The 14,148-nt window shown below is 54.4% G+C and carries 11 protein-coding genes; 8 read left to right on the top strand and 3 right to left on the bottom strand.

The annotated features are described in order from the left end of the window. The first annotated feature begins 163 nt into the window (after positions 1-163). Positions 164-586: a DMT family transporter gene (locus FFI95_RS10770; RefSeq protein WP_246069482.1), complete on the top strand. Its 423-nt coding sequence runs from the start codon at positions 164-166 to the stop codon at positions 584-586. Between the two features lie 153 nt (positions 587-739). Here FFI95_RS10770 and FFI95_RS10765 read toward each other — a convergent pair whose 3' ends face one another. From FFI95_RS10765 to FFI95_RS10755, 3 genes are all read right to left on the bottom strand, one after another. After that, the gene (locus FFI95_RS10765) at positions 740-1,153 is read right to left on the bottom strand and encodes a hypothetical protein (RefSeq protein WP_144822388.1); all 414 of its coding nucleotides are present in this window, start codon (positions 1,151-1,153) and stop codon (positions 740-742) included. A 191-nt stretch (positions 1,154-1,344) separates the two neighbouring features. Next, positions 1,345-3,540 (bottom strand): mechanosensitive ion channel family protein, encoded by a 2,196-nt coding sequence (locus FFI95_RS10760; RefSeq protein WP_246069481.1) that lies wholly within the window; start codon positions 3,538-3,540, stop codon positions 1,345-1,347. Further along, entirely contained in the window at positions 3,537-4,898 is a 1,362-nt protein-coding gene (locus FFI95_RS10755) for an MBL fold metallo-hydrolase (protein WP_144822387.1), read from the bottom strand. Before FFI95_RS10755 ends, FFI95_RS10760 begins: the two co-directional genes overlap by 4 nt. A 149-nt stretch (positions 4,899-5,047) precedes the next feature. Here FFI95_RS10755 and FFI95_RS10750 point away from each other — a divergent pair, with 149 nt between their 5' ends. From FFI95_RS10750 to FFI95_RS10720, 7 genes are all read left to right on the top strand, one after another. Further along, positions 5,048-5,941 (top strand): 3'(2'),5'-bisphosphate nucleotidase CysQ family protein, encoded by an 894-nt coding sequence (locus FFI95_RS10750; RefSeq protein WP_144822386.1) that lies wholly within the window; start codon positions 5,048-5,050, stop codon positions 5,939-5,941. A 15-nt stretch (positions 5,942-5,956) separates the two neighbouring features. Then, the gene (gene rfaH / locus FFI95_RS10745; protein ID WP_144822385.1) at positions 5,957-6,436 is read left to right on the top strand and encodes a transcription/translation regulatory transformer protein RfaH; all 480 of its coding nucleotides are present in this window, start codon (positions 5,957-5,959) and stop codon (positions 6,434-6,436) included. 419 nt (positions 6,437-6,855) lie between these two features. Further along, positions 6,856-8,334 (top strand): capsule assembly Wzi family protein, encoded by a 1,479-nt coding sequence (locus FFI95_RS10740; RefSeq protein ID WP_144822384.1) that lies wholly within the window; start codon positions 6,856-6,858, stop codon positions 8,332-8,334. Positions 8,335-8,365: 31 nt separating this feature from the next. After that, positions 8,366-10,846 (top strand): SLBB domain-containing protein, encoded by a 2,481-nt coding sequence (locus FFI95_RS10735; RefSeq protein ID WP_144822383.1) that lies wholly within the window; start codon positions 8,366-8,368, stop codon positions 10,844-10,846. Beyond that, positions 10,846-11,814 carry a Wzz/FepE/Etk N-terminal domain-containing protein gene (locus tag FFI95_RS10730; RefSeq protein ID WP_246069480.1) on the top strand — a complete coding sequence of 323 codons (969 nt, stop codon included), beginning with the start codon at positions 10,846-10,848 and terminating at the stop codon, positions 11,812-11,814. The genes FFI95_RS10735 and FFI95_RS10730 overlap by 1 nt, the downstream gene beginning before the upstream one ends. A 335-nt stretch (positions 11,815-12,149) precedes the next feature. Further along, entirely contained in the window at positions 12,150-13,460 is a 1,311-nt protein-coding gene (locus tag FFI95_RS10725; RefSeq protein WP_281288520.1) for a flippase, read from the top strand. Between the two features lie 29 nt (positions 13,461-13,489). After that, positions 13,490-14,092: a hypothetical protein gene (locus FFI95_RS10720; protein WP_144822381.1), complete on the top strand. Its 603-nt coding sequence runs from the start codon at positions 13,490-13,492 to the stop codon at positions 14,090-14,092. Positions 14,093-14,148: the final 56 nt, after the last annotated feature.

Below are 14,148 nucleotides of genomic sequence, written 5' to 3'. Positions count from 1 at the left end.
ATCGCAAGTTTTGTTGGTGGACAGGCACTCAGCCAGGGCAGGCACTTAGCACGCACTTAGTGCCTGTCCGTAGTCAGTAGGGAGAATCCAGTGCTTAGTGCCCGTCCATCAGTGCTTAGTGCCTGTCCATAGTTAGTAGGGAATGCCTGTCCAGGAGTGAGCCATGGACAGGAGGAGTGAGCCATGGACAGGCACTCCCAATCCCGGCAAAGTACTGTTCCTGTTTCTAAGTGAGTGTCTGACTATGAGTATTAACTGGCTCTTGCTGATTATCGGCGGGCTTTTCGAGACTGGTTTTGCGATCAGCCTGGGCAAAGCCCAGCAAACGAGCGGTAAGCAGATGGGGCTTTGGCTGGCCTCGTTTGGGGTGTGCGTAGCCATCAGCATGTTTTTGCTGTTCAAGGCGATGGGCGGCGAAAAAGCGATTCCCGTGGGTACGGCCTATGCCGTGTGGGGCGCTATCGGCGCCATTGGCACGGTAGTGGCCGGTGTGGTGCTGTTCCATGAACCGGTTACGTTCTGGCGAATGTTTTTCCTGAGCAGCCTGATTTTGTCAGTGATAGGACTGCAGGTGGTTAGCACCTGAGAGTGCCTGTCCACGACAGAGAAGGCTAAAGCACGAGTGCCTGTCCCTAGATAGGAAGAGTGCCGGCAAAGAAGGCTGGACAGGCACTACAACCTGGGTTGACTAGCCCGACACAAGAGAAGTGCCTGTCCAAAGGGAAGGGGATGCCCGGCATTACATGCAGGGGCGGTGGCGACCTTCGTGAACTTTTACACGATCGATCTCAAAGCCATCAAATTTTCTTACGAAGGTATTTGTACCGACACGCTCGAAAACGCTGCAGCCTCCCCGGTGTCCGTAGCCGACGTTGATACAGAATTCTCCGTCTTTCACTTCCCACTTTCCAAGATACCGGGTATAGCCGGAGGCATGAGCTGCTCGTTTTTCCTGGCCATAGATCTTTCCATCTTCAGAAAAGTATTCGTAGAAGGTATGCCGGCATTCACCTGCTTCCTGATAATCAGCCTGGAGCGTGTTGCCTACTAAAATATCCCGAATCTGTTCACCTTCGAGGATTTCCTGGGCCGTAACAGCCCCAGAGAATGAGAGCAGGGCAGCCATTAGACTGAACGCAAACAGTTTTTTCATTTTTCTTCCTTGGTCATGAGTGTATAGGCAGGAGTATAGATTAGTTATTTGGTTTTAAAACACGACTCGAATCGTTGTCGGTGGACAGGCACAGCATTGGGTTTCAAAACTGTGAACTGTGTCGCCCAGTGCCTGTCCACACCAAAACTTGTCCACACCAAAACTTCGCCCGTGCCTGTCCACACCAAAACTCACTCCCCATTCCGCTTCTCAACATAAGCCGAGCGGGAGCCGCCTTCGGCTTCCATGCTCAGGTTGATTCTGGGGGCGGCTATGTCGATGAAGCGTTCTTCCATGTTGCGCTTTAGCAGGAGGTTGAAGGCGCGGGAGACGTCCCACTGGTACTCGGGTTTGGTGCGCATGCGCATGCGCAGTACCGGGCAGCCTTCTTCGAAGGAGTGGATGCCCTGCATTTCCAGGGGCGACCAGATCAGCCAGCGCATGTCGGGCTGGCTGCGGAGTTCTTCGGCGGTTTCGTTCATCAGCAGGATGGCGTCGTCGATGGGCAGTTCCCGGGGGATGCGGATTTTTATCAGGGCGATGCCGAACTGCCGGGACATGTTGTGAATCGAGCTGATTTTACTGAAGGTAATGTGGTGCACAATGGCGTCCAGATCGCGCATGCGCACGGTGCGCAGGTTGAAGCCCTCAATCGTGCCCATAAAGCCGTTGATCTCCACAAAGTCGCCCACCGACATGGAGTCTTCCACGACAATAAACAGGCCGGTGATTAAGTCCTGCACCAGCGTCTGGGCACCAAAACCCACGGCCAGACCCACAATACCGGCACCTGCCAGCAGCGGCGTGACATCCACGCCCAGGGTAGACAGGCTCACCAGAGTGGCAATTACCAGAATAGTGACCAGCAGGGTGTTGCGGGCAATGGGCAGAATGGTCTGGGCCCGGGCCGGGTTAATGCGCTTGTTGCGGTCGCCGCCGCGCATGGCCCGCTCCAGAAACTCATCCACAAAAATCCACGTCAGCTTGGCAACCAGCCAGGTAATCAACACTCCAAGCAAGCTGCCCGCCAGGCCGGCACTCACAGACGGGTGGCCGCCGACACCAAACAGGGAAAAGTCCCAGATCTGCAGAACCAGCTCAAGGAACAATAGCCACGCCGCCATCTGAACCAGGTGATACCCAAAACGCACCAGCCGCTGGCTGAATGTGCTCAGGGCCTGATGCGCCGGCCGGTTTTCCTGAATACCAATCAGCCCCTGCAGTGCCAGAGTCAGTGCCAGCATCAGCGCACAGATCATCGCTTTGCCCAGGGCGGCATCCGTCTCGCCGCCGTTCATGAACACCGCCACCACAGAGGCACTGATCGCCAGCAACATGGGAATGTGCCACAGCCGCGCCAGCAGGGCAGTGACCTCACGCCATACGCCCTGGTCCTTGCGCTGCTCGTAAGGCCGGTTGCGGATGAGGTGAGTCACCGGGCGCCGGTTACGGATAATCACGTAAAAACTCAGCAGCGCCGCAATCACACTGAACACCAGAGCCAGAGCACTGGCCAGCTCACTGCCCAGCATATCCGTCAGCTCCGGTGTCGCCAGAGCGTCTTCCAGGCCGAACAGCACACCAACAATAAATAGTGGCAACAGAATACGTCGACGCAGAATCAACACCGCCGTCAGCCGATGGCCGCTGGTAAAAATGGAAATCAGTACATCAAACAGCGACGTCAGCGCCCGGGCAATCAACGCTGCATAGGAGAAAATCAGAATGGTCGACTGGGCGCCTTCCGACATCCCAAACGTCGGCAGCCCCGCCAGCAATGCAGTGAAGGTGATCAGCCAGGGAGCGGTACGCCGAACAAAGTGCGCAATCAACATCCAGGGCCGTGCCTGTCTGGGCATCTGCAAAGGCCAGCCGCGCCAGAAAAAGAACAGGCTGGCCAGATGGGTCAGGCCCCATAACGCGCCGATCCAGGCAATCATGCCGGCGGTGATTTCCGCAATCGTGCGGAATGAGGCTCCGGCCACAAGCTTCTTGGCGGCGCTGTAAGCATTGCGGAAATGGGTTTGCCAGAGGCTCAGAGCCGTTTCATCCGACTGGGCCACCCGGGCGGTTTCATCAAAAAACTCTGCCAAAGCGCCCAGTAATCCTTCACCATCGGCAGCGGCCAGCCCCGTCTCGGTCGACTCCGCCTGCAGCCCCACCTGAATGGATTTGAGCTGCTTAACCAGTGCTTCCCGGCTTTCGTCGTCCTGCAGCGCCTTGATGGTGACGTTGATGGACTCTTCCAGCTCCTCCCGCGAGGCCGTTTGTTTCTCCTCCTGTTTGCCGAAGCCGGCCATGCCCGGAATCGAAAAAGACTGAGCCTGGGCGCCACCTACAAAGGAGAACAGCAGGAAAAAACCAAAAAAGAGAGTGCTTAACCTCAAACCTCTACCTCGTCAAATAAATCAGGCACCTCAGCGTCCCAGCCAAATTTGTCCTGGATACGCTTGCGCATAATATCGCTGGCCAGCATCTCGCCATGGGTGACATACACTTTGCTCGGCTGCAGAGACCCCTGCTCAAGCCAGTGCAGAAGCTCATTATAGTCACCGTGGGCGGAAAGCGAATTCATGTTGTGAATCGTGGCCCGTACTGGCCAGTACTCCCCGTGAATCCGTACCTTATCCACACCGGCCACCAGCCGGTCGCCGCGCGTGCCCGGTGCCTGAAAGCCCGCAAACACCACACTGTTCCGGTGATTCGGCAGCAGCGTTTTCAGGTGATGCAGCACCCGGCCGCCACTGGCCATGCCGCTGGCAGACACAATAATGCAGGGGTAACGGGCCGAGTTCAGCTTGATCGATTCGTCCACCGTGCGCACAAATTCCGTATGGCTGTCGATAACCTCGCACTGTTGGGCGCTCAGCTTGTGCTCCTTATGGTACCGGCAGAAAATCTCCGTGGCCTTAATCGCCATGGGGCTGTTCAGAAACACCGGCAGCCGGGGAATCCGGTCCTCCCGCATCAGTTTATGAATCGCATACAGCAGCATCTGGGCCCGGCCCACGGCAAACGAGGGAATCAGCACAATGCCGCCACGGCTCACGGTGGTGTTCACAATCTCCGCCAACTCTGTTTCCGGGTCTGTGTCTCCATGCAGCCGGTCGCCGTAGGTGGATTCACACACCAGTACATCGGCTTTCTGAATCGGTTCCGGTGGCCGCATAATCAGATCATCCTGCCGGCCCACATCACCGCTGAACACCACCGTGCGGTTATGGGGTTTATAGCGAACATGCACACAGGCTGAACCCAGAATGTGCCCGGCGGGGGTGAACGTCACCTCAAAGCCTTTCACCGGCTCAAACGTCTGGTGGTAATCCAGCGATTTGAACTGCTTCAGCGCTTCCCAGGCATCCTGAACGGTAAACAGCGGCTCCGGATGCTTGTGCCGGGAAAACTTCTTTCGATAGGCGTACTTGGCGTCTTCTTCCTGCAAATAACCTGCATCCGGCAACAATACCTTGCACAAATCGTGCGTGCCGCGGGTGCAGTAAATCGTCCCCTTGAACCCGTGCTTCACCAGCGCTGGCAGATACCCTGTGTGGTCGATGTGGGCGTGAGTGACCACCACCGCATCAATCGTGGACGGATCGACCGGGAATTTCGCCCAGTTCCTGCGGCGCAGGGTTTTCACTCCCTGGTACATGCCACAATCCACCAGAACCCGGTGGTTTTCGTCGGATAACAGATAGCGGGAACCGGTCACCGTGCCTGTACCGCCAAGAAAACGCAGTTTCATAGTAAAAACCTTATGCCCGACAGGAAAAAAAGCGCCAGAAATCAATTGCGCCAGATTGCCTCAAAACGCCTGTGTAAACAAAGCCTGAATACGGAACCATGGCAAACTTTGGTATCATATAAGGCCACACGCTCAGCAGGATGCAGGCAATGGACTACAGCGACCTACTCCGGGAAGTCATCAAAGTGGCAGACGAAGCCAGCAACAAAGTGTTGCAGATCTACCACACAGATTTCCAGGTGAACTATAAGGAAGACGAATCCCCCATTACCGCGGCGGATGTGGCCAGTCACGAGATTATCGTAAAAGGCCTGCGCAACATCAGCCCGCATATACCGATACTATCAGAAGAAGGGCTGCAGGCCCCGTGGGAAGAACGCCGCCAGTGGCAGCGCTTCTGGCTGCTCGACCCCATCGACGGAACCAAAGACTTCACCCAGCGCACCGGTGAATTCACCGTAAACATCGCCCTCATCGAAAACGGCGAACCAGTCCTGGGCGTCGTCACCGCCCCCGCCCTGGATGAAGCCTTCTGGGGCATCAAAGGCATAGGCGCCTGGAAGCGCGATGGGCGTGGACAGGCACACGCCGAAGAGCATGGACAGGATAGCCGTGGACAGGCACAAAGTGGTGGACAGGCACTCACCGAAGAGCATGGACAGGCACCGCAAAGTGGTGGACAGGCACAGCCCTTTGGCCATGGACAGGCACACCCCATAGAAGTCGCCGTGCCTCCGTCGACGCGGCGGGTGGTAGCCAGCAAAAACCATCTGAATGAGGAAACCCGCGCCTTTATCGACAGCCTGGGCGCCCATGAAACCCTGCAAGCAGGCAGTTCGCTGAAATTCTGCCGCATCGCCGAAGGCGCCGCCGACATCTACCCGCGCATGGGCCCCACCAGCGAGTGGGACACAGGCGCCGCCCACGCCGTACTCCTGGCCGCCGGCGGTAACGTACACACACTGGAAGGCAAGCCGTTACGGTACGGTAAGGAAGACGTACTGAACCCACACTTTATCGCCGCCGGCAACTGGTACTTCTGAAACACGGAGGGTTGAATGACCTGGTACGCACTACAACTGAAACCCGCCCAGGGCGACCGAGCCCTGGCCAACCTGCAGAATCAGGACATCGCCTGCTTCTACCCGAAAATCCAGGTGGAAAAAGTCCGCGCCGGCAAACGCACCAAAAAACTCGAACCCCTGTTTCCCGGTTACCTCTTCGTAAACCTGGAACAAACCGACCCCATGTGGGCCAAACTCCGCTACACCCGGGGCGTACTGCGCGTGGTCAGCTTCGCCAACAAACCCGCCCCCATAGCGGATGGCGTTATCCAGCAAATCAAAGACGGCCTCGACACCGTCCAGAAACAGGGCGGCCTCAAACCCGGCACCGCCGTACAGCTCACCGAAGGTGCCTTCGACGGCATCAACGCCGTGTTCCAGGCTTATGATGGGGAAGAGCGGGCGATAGTGCTGATTAACTTTATGCAAAAGCAGCAGAGGGTAAAAGTGCCTGTCTCTGCTATTCGTCCATAATCTGCCCTGCCCCCTCTCCCCCGGCCCCTCTCCCGCGAGGGGAGAGGGGAGGCTACTCCCCAGGCTTGAACATTAGTTAAGCCCCTCTCCCTAGCCCTCTCCCGCAAGGGGAGAGGGGAGGCTACTCCCCAGGCTTGCACATTAGTTAAGCCCCCTCTCCCTAGCCCTCTCCCGCGAGGGGAGAGGGGAAGCCACTCCCCAAGCTTGCACAAGCAAAGCCCCTCTCCCCCCGAGGGAGAGGGGTTGGGGAGAGGGGGAGTGAAGATTTAACAATCCTTTACTCCAATACGGCACGTCTTAACATTTGCCACTTGTGTCAAAAATTTGAACCAGTACAATTCCCACGCTTGAAATCCGTGAATTTTTGTTCATGCACAGAAAGCGCGGATTTTTTTCTTTTACGGTCGGTAATTTAGCCTATGTCCTTAAAGCACTGTGCCCTGGTCGGTGGGGCGGTAGCGTGCCTGAACGCCTTATCTGCAGTAGCCGCCCCCTGGGCAGAGCCAGGTGATCCAAGAGCCAGATTCGCCATTCAGAAGCTGGCCGACCGCGGCCATATAGAGCGTTCTGTCACCACCTGGCCCATCAGCTGGGCCGACGCCACTGCAGGTGCAGGCAGCGCTGGCCGGGATCAACAGGCCGTAGGCACAGCCGCGGCTTACCTTAACTTTGAAAAAGATCAGCAGGCCAGCCCGGGCTTTCGGGGTGAGTTCAATATTCGTGGCCAGAACGAAGTGCCCGGCATCACCGGCTTTACCCAAACCGGCACCGGCAAAGCTGAAACCAGTCTCAGCCTGCAATGGCAGGGCAGTGCCTGGGCCATGGGCCTCAACCCCACGTACACCAACGAGCCAGACGACGATGAAGAACTGCGCCTCGATGGCTCCTACCTGGCCTTTAACCCCGGCAACTGGGTATTCGGCGCCGGCGCTATCGACCGCTGGTGGGGGCCGGGCTGGCAATCCAGCCTGATATTGTCAAACAACGCCCGCCCCATGCCCAGCGTGTGGCTGACCCGCAACAGCACCGCCGCGCCACAGAACGATTGGCTGAACTGGATCGGCCCCTGGCAGTTCACCACCTTTATCGGCGAGTATGAAAGCGACCGCGAGGTACCGGATGCCAGATACGTGGGCATGCGCTTTGCCTTTCAGCCCATCCGCAACCTGGACATCGGCCTGTCCCGGGCCATCATGTACGGTGGGGAAGGGCGACCAGACGGTCTTTCTACTTTCTGGGATGCCTTCATCGGCCGAGACAACGGTCAGAAAGGTGAAGACGACCCGGGCAACCAGCTGGGCAGTATCGACATTCGCTACGGCTTCGCCGTGGGCCATCAGAGCATGGGCCTGTACATTCAGATGATGGGTGAAGACGAAGCCGGCGCCTTTCCGGCCCGAAAATCCTGGCTGATGGGTGCCGACTGGACCACACAACTGTTTGCCGCCGACCAGCAGTGGTTCCTGGAATACACCAACACCACTGCCGACGACCTGATGGGCAGCGCCATGCCCGGCATTACCTACGAGCACAGCCGTTACCAGACAGGCTACCGTTACTATGGCCGTAACCAGGCCACCAGTCTGGAAGGTGATGCCGAAGCCATTACACTGGGCGCACACCATTTTCTGAACAGCGGCAGCAACCTGAGCGCACGCATCACCTACGCTGAGCTGAACCGATTCAACCGGCTTCGGCCCAGAGGCACAGACCCGGATGTGTTCTATAACGTGCCCGCAGCAAACCAGACCGTTGCCATCGCAAAAGTCGGCTACGGCACAGAAATATTAAGCGGCTGGCTGGACCTCAGCGTCCAGGTCAGTGATAAAAAGATCGAATACACCAGCGGTGAAAAAGACCAATACACAGCCTCCGCCAGCTGGACCTACCGTTTCTGACATTTCAGCAAAAAAACCGGAACATAAAACCGTGAACTTTAAAAAACTCCTGCTCTCCATGGCCCTGCTGCTGCCCATCGCAGCCCAGGCCCAGTCCATCAGCCCGGCACAAATCGAACGCTTCAAAAGCCTGCCCAAGGCCCAACAGGAAGCGTTGGCTAAACAGTACGGCGTGGACCTGGATTCAATTGGCGGTTCAGGTACTGGCAGCACCAACGGTGATCAGGTGCGAAACCCACCTCCGGTGGTACAGTCAACCTCCGGCCAACAGGATGCTGAGCTGGAAGAAAGCAACGTAGAAACGAAAGGCAGCAGTGCCGAAAACAAACAGCAGACCAGTCGTCTTGAGCCATACGGATATGACCTGTTTGCTGGCAGTCCCAGCACTTTTGCGCCGGTTACCTCGGTGCCTGTCCCCGGCGAGTACACCATAGGCCCGGGTGATGAAATCCGTATACAAATGTGGGGTAAACAAAACCGGGAGTTCACGCTCACTGTAGACCGCAACGGCACAATCAGTTTCCCGGAAATCGGTCCGGAACCTGTCGCAGGGATGTCTTTCGCTGATCTGAAAGAACGAATCAGCGCGCTGGTTGATCAGCACTTCATTGGCCTGAAAGCCAGTGTCAGTCTTGGAGAACTGCGGAGCATGCGGGTGTTTGTACTGGGTGAAGCCAGAACGCCGGGTGCGTACACAGTGAGTTCCTTGTCTACTATTACCAATGCCCTGTTTGTATCTGGCGGAGTTCAGCGTACTGGTTCTTTGCGTAACATTCAGCACAAGCGCAACGGTAAACTGGTTGGAACCCTAGATTTGTACGACCTCCTGCTGGAGGGGGATACCAGTGAAGATGCGCGCTTGCAGCCAGGTGACGTTATTTTTATTCCGCCGGTTGGCCATCTCGCCGGTATAAAAGGCGAGGTGCGCCGCCCAGCCCTGTATGAACTTGAAAACGGCCAGTCAGTGGGAGATATTATCCGGCTTTCTGGTGGTTTTACCGCAGACGCCTACCCCAAACGCGCACAGCTGCAGCGGGTTGATGAGAGTTTTAATCTCAGCATTCAGGACCTGGATCTGACGAGTGCCAGCGCGAAGCGTACTGCACTGAAAACGGGTGATGTGCTCACTATTTCATCAGTCACTGAGCTGACAGAAGGCTTTGTTGCTTTAGAAGGTGAGGCCGTGCGCACAGGCCGCTACGCGTGGGAGCCTGGATTGAGAGTGAGTGACCTGGTCAATAGCCTGACCTTCGATGTCACCCGCAATGCTGACTACAACTATGCCCTGCGTATTCGGGAGCGAGTAGAGCGCAATATTGTTGAAGTTAAATCTTTCAATTTACGCAAAGCAGTGGCTGATGAAGATCCTCAGCATAACCTGAAACTTCAGTCCAGAGACAGAGTTCTGTTGCTGTCGGAAACCAGCGGCGAAGCGCGCCAGAATGCCCTGGCCGAGATCAATAGACGCTTGCAAGCCCAAACCGGCCCCAACGAATGGGCGCCGGTAGTCCGGGTAGCCGGAGCAGTGCGCTTTCCGGGTACCTATCCAATGCCAGAAAATGGCACTCTAAAGGAATTGCTGGATGCGGCCGGAGGCCTTCGGGAAAATGCTCTGCTACTGGAAGGCGAGATTACCCGTTACACCACAAGTGAGCAGGGAACCGGTGAAACCCGCGTTATCAATTTCACTCCATCTAAAGTGCTGGAAGGCAGTGATAATGTCGCATTACAAGGCCGCGACAGGATATTAATTAAAGGCGTTCCGGATTTTGCAGAAAACCGCACAGTTACCGTTTCTGGAGAAGTAACCTATCCAGGGGAATACACATTTCAGGATGGTGATACCCTGACTGATGTACTCAAACGGGCTGGGGGGCTTACCAGCAACGCATTCCCGAAAGGCGCTGTATTTACTCGCGCTAAGCTGCGCCGGCTTGAAGCTCAACGGCTGCAGGAAGCCGAAGAGCGCCTCAAAGGCGACCTGCTGGGAGTTCAACTGCAGGGCGACAGTTTAAGTGGGGATGCAGCCGAACGCGCTCAAAGCGTTGAAAGCCTGCTCGACGAAGTACAAGGGAGCCGCCCTGTAGGTCGAATGGTGATTGATCTGGCAGCTATAACCAGCGGGAATACGCACCAGCCCATTCGTCTGCAAGACGGCGACCGCCTGACTGTGCCGGAAATCCCACAAGCAGTAACAGTATTCGGCGAAGTCCAGTTCCCAACCAGCCACCTGCACCAGGCCAGCCTCACTGTAGAAGACTACCTGGAACGCTCCGGCGGCCCCACCCGCCAGGCCGACGAAAGCCGCGCCTACGTTGTTAAAGCCGACGGCTCCGTGATGATGCCCAAACGCAGCAACTGGTTCGGCGGCGGTGGCAGTCAGCTGGAGCCGGGCGACACCATCATCATGCCAATCGACGTCGACCGCCTGAACCAGCTTGAACTCTGGACCAACGTCAGCCAGATCGTATACCAGATGGCCCTTGGTGCAGCCGCAGTGGGTAACCTCTAATGAATCAACCCGTAATGACACAAATGGCCGAACAGCCATACTACCCGGATGATGAAATCGACCTGCGCGAACTCTTTGCCACCCTGTGGCAGGGCAAGTGGATCATCATCCTGTTTACCATCGTATTTGCAGCAGCCGGTGTGTTCTACGCCCTGAGCAAGCCCAATATCTACCAGGCCAATGTGCTCCTGGCCCCAGCTCAGGAAGAGGGCGGTGGCGGCGGCCTCAGCGGCCAGCTGGGTGGCCTCGCAGGCCTGGCCGGCATCAGCCTGGGCGGAGGCAGCGCAAGCCAGACGGTTATGGCCAAAGAAGTACTGCAATCCCGCGCCTTTCTGACCGACTTCATACACCGCCACAACCTGACCGTTCCGCTTATGGCGACCGAAAGCTGGGATATAGAAAAACAGGAATGGGTAATCAATAAAGAAGTCTACAACCCCGACTCCCGAGAGTGGCTGACCGACGACAAAGGTGAGAACCTCAAACCCACGGATTGGGATATGGTGAAAGCATTCAAGGAGCACCTCAGCGTTTCCAGCAACGACGAAACCGGCATGGTGACTGTGAGTATTAAAAGCCAGTCACCTCCGGTCGCCAAAGATTGGGCCACAAAACTTGTACACGACATTAACGAACACATGCGTGAGCAAGACGTAAAAGAAGCCGAAGCCCGCATTGCGTACCTGGAGCAAAAGCTCAGCGAAACCAACATTGCCGGCATGCAGCAGGTGTTCTACCAGCTGATAGAAAGTGAAACCCGCACCGTAATGCTGGCTAACGCGCAGGACGAATACGTGTTCAAAACCGTAGACCCGGCCGTGGTGCCACAAGAGAAAAGTGAGCCTAAGCGAGCACTTATTGCCGTCGTTGCCACTATGTTGGGGGGGATGCTTGGGGTATTTACGGTGTTTGTAGTTGCATTTGTGCGTTCAGGCAGGGAAGAGACTCCAGAAAAAGTGGAGAAATAATCAGTACTGATAAGGTGCCCTTATCAGTTTTCAAGGGGGCCAATATAATCAAAGAGTTAGGTTTTCGAATTTCCAGCACCGGAAACAGAGTTTCCAGTCCTTCTCAGAAATTTGTCACCGAAATTTATTTCCAGCTTTGGAAACTCCAGTAGCCCATTTCCAGCAATGTAAAAACCATTTCTACGGAAAGTCACCTTTCACAACCGATAGTATGTTTCCAGGCTCGGAAAGCCAGCTTCCAATTTTAAAGATTAAGGTGGTTGCAGGTTGTTTAAATTTAGTCATGTCAGCAAATCCGTCCTGCCCGAATTCTCACAAACAGACAGGCCCCAAGCTTGAGGAAATACCTTAGACACATACAAGGCGAAAGCCTCAAAGCCCAATTAATAAGGGGAGCAGGCGGATCAGCTGGGATCCAGGTGGTTAATCTTCTGCTTACCTTGGTAAGTGGTGTGCTACTGGCTCGCACTTTGGGGCCTGAAAGCTACGGTACCTACGCTTTTGTCCTATCAATTATCACATTGCTAAGCCTACCTGCAAAGGCTGGTCTCCCCACTCTACTGGTCAGAGAAACTGCGAAAAATCAGTTAAATAAAGACTGGGGATTGATGCGAGGCTTACTCAAAGCCTCAAATCTGTTCGCAATCGGCTATTCGGTCATCGTTGTGACGATTGTTGGATCGTGGCTGCTACTGAGGGGGGATGACACCTTAGAAACTGCCACATTGCTTTGGGCCCTCCTGCTGTTGCCGTTGATGGCGTTCGAAGCCGTTAGAACAGGTACACTAAGAGGGCTAAGGTGGGTACTCTCAGCCCAAGCTCCGGAACAAATTGTTCGACCGGCCACGGTCATCTTGCTCGTAGGGAGCGTGGTTCTTTTAGGCAGCGAGTTGAGCGCAGTTCGCGCAATACAGTTCAATGTGATCGGCGCATTACTGGCCTTTACGTTGGGTGTGTTTTTGTTACTCAAGGCGCTTCCTCAGCGCGCAAAAACAGCCGAATCCAAGTATAACATCAAGCCATGGGCGGCTAGCCTTTTGCCGCTATCACTGTTTGCTGGTTTGAAACTCCTGGATTCGCAAGTGTCGATACTATTTCTTGGTTTCTTGGCGACGAGCGAAGAGGTCGGCTTGTTTCGCGTAGCGGCTACAGGGGCAGCACTCGTAGCGTTTGGGCTGAATGCAGTCAACATGGCTATGGCACCACAGATTGCTCGCCTTTATAACTCCGGTGAGCTAGAGAAACTCCAAAGAACGATCACTCTTAGTACCCGGGTTGTTGCTTTAGTATCTTTTCCTGTTGCTATAGTTTTGATAGTTTTTGGTGGACCTATTATTGATATTGTGTTTGGTCAAGAGTACGTGTCGGCAGCAGCATTAACAATATTATGCCTTGGGCAACTTGTTAATGCATCAGCAGGGTCGGTTGCATTAGTTCTAAATATGACAGGCAATGATAAATCGACAGTGATAGGCGCTGCGCTAGCTTTGATAGTAAACTTGATTTTGTGTCTAATATTGGTGCCGTTTTTAGGGTTGGTGGGGGCTGCCATCGGATATTCTATTTCTCTGTCAGTTTGGAATGTCTTACTAATGTTTATGGTGAGAAAAAAGCTAGGAATAAATACTTTTGTTTTTGCTAAGTAAATATTAAACGTCATGGGGATAAGTCATTGATGAACATTTTTTTACTATCGCCTGGTCGAACAGCTACTACGACCCTTTCCGAGGCTTTCAAAAAGATTGAGGGTTATACGTCAGCACATGAATCGAACTGTCAAATGCTTGGAGAGAAGCGTGTTGATTATCCTGAAAACCACTTTGAGTGTGACAATCGACTAGTTTGGTTTTTGCCTAGATTGACCGCTCGATATGGCTGTAGCTCACTACTCGTAAAGGTGATAAGAGACAAGGAAAGCATATCAAAAAGCTATAATAGGAGGTGGGCGGGTATTAAGATGATGAAGTCGTATTCACAAGGAATACTGATGCGGCCTCTTGAGGTTAACGACATCAGGGTTTGTAGAGATTATGTCAATAATGTTTATGAACAAATTGATTATTTTTCTAAGGACTGGGCGTATTTTGTTGAGCTAGATCTAGATAACCCCAAGCCAGGGCTAGATAAAATATTTTCCATTCTTGAAGTATCTGGAGTGGGGGTTAATGAATATTTGTCAGCTAAATTTCTAAACAAAAATGTGTCCGGGCTGAAGCATAAGATTGATTATCTTAGGTATAACATTAAGCATACAATCATGGATTTCATGCATACTTAGTGGTATTGTCATTGTAAATTCCATTCATAGATAAAGTTTAATTATGATGGGATAGG

It is taken from the genome of Marinobacter piscis (assembly GCF_007671655.1).
Taxonomy (GTDB): domain Bacteria; phylum Pseudomonadota; class Gammaproteobacteria; order Pseudomonadales; family Oleiphilaceae; genus Marinobacter; species Marinobacter piscensis.
The sequence above is the reverse complement of the archived record's forward strand: the minus strand, read 5'-3'. Positions and strand labels throughout refer to the sequence as shown.

Bases quoted from the DNA above. Each gene is read 5' to 3' on its own strand.
- FFI95_RS10740 (WP_144822384.1), top strand. From the start codon at position 6,856: ATGTCCTTAAAGCACTGTGCCCTGGTCGGTGGGGCGGTAGCGTGCCTG.
- FFI95_RS10750 (WP_144822386.1), top strand. From the start codon at position 5,048: ATGGACTACAGCGACCTACTCCGGGAAGTCATCAAAGTGGCAGACGAA.
- rfaH (WP_144822385.1), top strand. From the start codon at position 5,957: ATGACCTGGTACGCACTACAACTGAAACCCGCCCAGGGCGACCGAGCC.
- FFI95_RS10730 (WP_246069480.1), top strand. From the start codon at position 10,846: ATGAATCAACCCGTAATGACACAAATGGCCGAACAGCCATACTACCCG.
- FFI95_RS10755 (WP_144822387.1), bottom strand. From the start codon at position 4,898: ATGAAACTGCGTTTTCTTGGCGGTACAGGCACGGTGACCGGTTCCCGC.
- FFI95_RS10720 (WP_144822381.1), top strand. From the start codon at position 13,490: ATGAACATTTTTTTACTATCGCCTGGTCGAACAGCTACTACGACCCTT.
- FFI95_RS10770 (WP_246069482.1), top strand. From the start codon at position 164: ATGGACAGGAGGAGTGAGCCATGGACAGGCACTCCCAATCCCGGCAAA.
- FFI95_RS10765 (WP_144822388.1), bottom strand. From the start codon at position 1,153: ATGAAAAAACTGTTTGCGTTCAGTCTAATGGCTGCCCTGCTCTCATTC.